Consider the following 2703-nt stretch of genomic DNA (forward strand, 5'->3'; position numbering starts at 1 on the left):
GTGTCGCACACCGCCTGATCCCGCGCTGGGGCGAGCCAGCATGAGCAGCGCGCTACTGTCCCTATCCGCCCAGCGCCAACTGGAACAGACCGCAGCAGGCTTGGGGCTGATGCGCCGCGCCGCCCGTGCGGCTGCAGCATGGATCATGGCCCGCTATCCGGTAAGCGCCGCGATAACGGTACTGGCCGGCCCGGGCAATAATGGCGGCGACGCGCTGCATCTGGCATGCGAACTGGCCGAAGCCGGCTACCCTGTCTGCGTGGTCAGCCCCCGGCCACAGACTTCGGCCGAGGCACAGCAGGCACGGGCACGCTGGGACAGCTTTGCCGCACCGACCCTGAGCACACTGCCGGACAAGCACGCCGAGCTTATCGTCGACGGCCTGTTCGGTATCGGTCTGGTGCGGACACCGGCGCCGCCGTGGGATACGCTGATGGATACGGTCAATGCCGGCACGACACCCGTGCTGGCGCTGGATACGCCTAGCGGGCTGGATGCCATGAGCGGCCATGCCTGCGGCAGCGCCATCCGTGCCCGCGACACACTGACCTTTCTATGCTTCAAGCCGGGCTTGCTGACGGGCGATGGCTGCGAGTTGGCCGGCCACGTCCATCTGGCCACACTGGACATCCCTCGCGATCTGTTGCCGCCCCCCGAGGGCCAGCTCAACCGCCCGCGCCTAGGCCCGCTCAAACGCCATGCCAACAGCCACAAGGGCAGTTTTGGCAGCGTCTGTATCGCTGGCGGCGCACACGGCATGCTGGGTGCCGCCCTTCTGGCCGGACGTGCGGCACTGGCCTGCGGCGCAGGCAAGGTTCACGTCGCCACGCTGGACACGCGGCTGGCTGTCGACACCGGCCAGCCCGAGCTGATGCTGTCGCCACTGTCCCTGTCGTTGCCGGCGCACGACATCTGCGCCATCGGCCCCGGGCTGGGGCAATGTGGTGCTGCCCGCGCGGCACTCGCCAGCGCACTCGGTAGCGACAAGGCGCTGGTGATCGACGCCGATGCCCTCAATCTGATCGCGCTTGACGCCACGCTGGCCGAATCGCTGGCGCAGCGCGAGGCAGGTGCGGTCCTGACGCCACACCCGGCCGAAGCGGCTCGCCTGCTGGGCATGAGCACCGGACAAGTACAAGCCGACCGGCTGACAGCAGCCCGCACGCTGGCAGCCCGTTATCGTAAAGTGGTGGTCCTCAAAGGTGCCGGTACGCTGATTGTGCGCGCCGACGGCTTTTACCGCGTCAACGGTAGCGGCAATGCGGCGCTGGCGGCTGCTGGTCAGGGCGATGTATTGTCCGGCGCGATTGCAGCCTTGATGGCGCAGCACCTTTCGGCCTTCGATGCCGCCTGCCTTGCCGTCTATCTGCATGGCCTCGTCGCCGACCTGTATGTCGAAGACAAAGGCGGTGCGATCGGGCTTAGCGCCTCGCACACGGCAGCCCAACTCGCCGCACTGATCAATGCCTTGCTGCGGCTGGACCGCAGACACTAAAACAACCTCCTATTCCTTATTTTCAATTTCCAACCATGACCCCCCAAAGCAAAGCCACCCTGTACGGGCTGGGTGCAGTACTGGCCTGGTCCACCGTCGCCACCGCCTTCAAGATCAGCCTCGCCCATCTGAGCCCGGCCCAGTTGCTGCTCTATGCCTGTGCTGCCAGCTTGCTGGCGCTATTGTCCATTCTTGCCGTACAGCACCGTCTGGGCGAGCTGTTGCCAGGCTTGCGCCTTTACTGGCGCCGCTCGCTACTTCTGGGTGCGGTCAATCCTTTTTTCTATTATCTGGTGCTGTTTCAGGCATACGCCCTGCTGCCGGCACAGGAAGCCCAGGCCATCAACTACACCTGGGCGCTGACCATGACCTTGCTGTCGGTACCGCTACTGGGGCAACAGTTGCGCAGGCGCGATCTTGCCGCCGCATTGGTCTGCTATGTGGGAGTGCTGGTGATAGGAACCCGCGGCGAAGTGCTGACGCTATCGTTTTCCAATATGACCGGCATGCTGTTTGCGCTGGGCTCCACCTTGCTGTGGGCGAGCTACTGGATCTTCAATACCCGGGATACACGCGAACCCGTGCTGGGGCTGACGCTGAACTTCATGCTGGCGCTGCCGCTTATCCTGCTATGGTGTGCACTCACCGGCGAGCTGACTGCGGTGCCCTGGCAGGGCTTGGCCGGTGCCGCCTATGTAGGTGCCATCGAGATGGGTTACACCTTCGTGCTATGGCTCACTGCGATGAAACTCACCAAAAGCACGGCGCGCATCGCCAACCTGATCTTCCTGTCGCCGATTATCTCGCTATGGCTGATCCATATTTTTATCGGCGAACCCATACTCGCTTCCACTCTGGTCGGCCTTGGCCTGATACTGGGTGGCCTGCTACTGCAAAAGCTGCCGAACAAACGCGGGGCTTAAACGCAATAAAGCCGGAAGCCCCGCCCCAACGGGCACAGGCATTCCGGCTTGGCAAGGGACTACGCCTACCTAGCTGCGTTTAGCCGGTTTAGCCGGCTCATCAAACAAGGTCTTGTCGTTTTCTGCCGCCGCCAGTTCCGCCACCATCTTGCTGCGCAAGCGCTGATAGAAGGCATGCAGGGTTGCGACTGCCGGCGTGATCTGGCCCAAAAGCTCATCGCGGTTTTCAATCGTAGTCCGCAGTTCGGGATCGGGGTCACGCTCCATCGCCAGCATCATGATGGG

The 2703-nt window shown here is 63.6% G+C and carries 3 protein-coding genes; 2 read left to right on the plus strand and 1 reads right to left on the minus strand.

The features are described from left to right. Both ACRC1E_RS14460 and ACRC1E_RS14465 read left to right on the plus strand, forming a co-directional pair. Positions 1-1495, plus strand: a 1495-nt coding sequence (locus tag ACRC1E_RS14460; RefSeq protein ID WP_438515804.1) for an NAD(P)H-hydrate dehydratase, incomplete at its 5' end; no start/stop codon positions are given. A gap of 35 nt (positions 1496-1530) precedes the next feature. Next, the gene (locus ACRC1E_RS14465) at positions 1531-2418 is read left to right on the plus strand and encodes a DMT family transporter (RefSeq protein WP_438515805.1); all 888 of its coding nucleotides are present in this window, start codon (positions 1531-1533) and stop codon (positions 2416-2418) included. 69 nt (positions 2419-2487) lie between these two features. Here the strand turns inward: ACRC1E_RS14465 and ACRC1E_RS14470 are convergent. Beyond that, positions 2488-2703: hypothetical protein (locus ACRC1E_RS14470; protein WP_438515806.1), on the minus strand; the 216-nt coding region annotated here is incomplete at its 5' end.

It is taken from the genome of Craterilacuibacter sp. (assembly GCF_051659485.1).
In the GTDB taxonomy this organism is placed as follows: domain Bacteria; phylum Pseudomonadota; class Gammaproteobacteria; order Burkholderiales; family Chromobacteriaceae; genus Craterilacuibacter.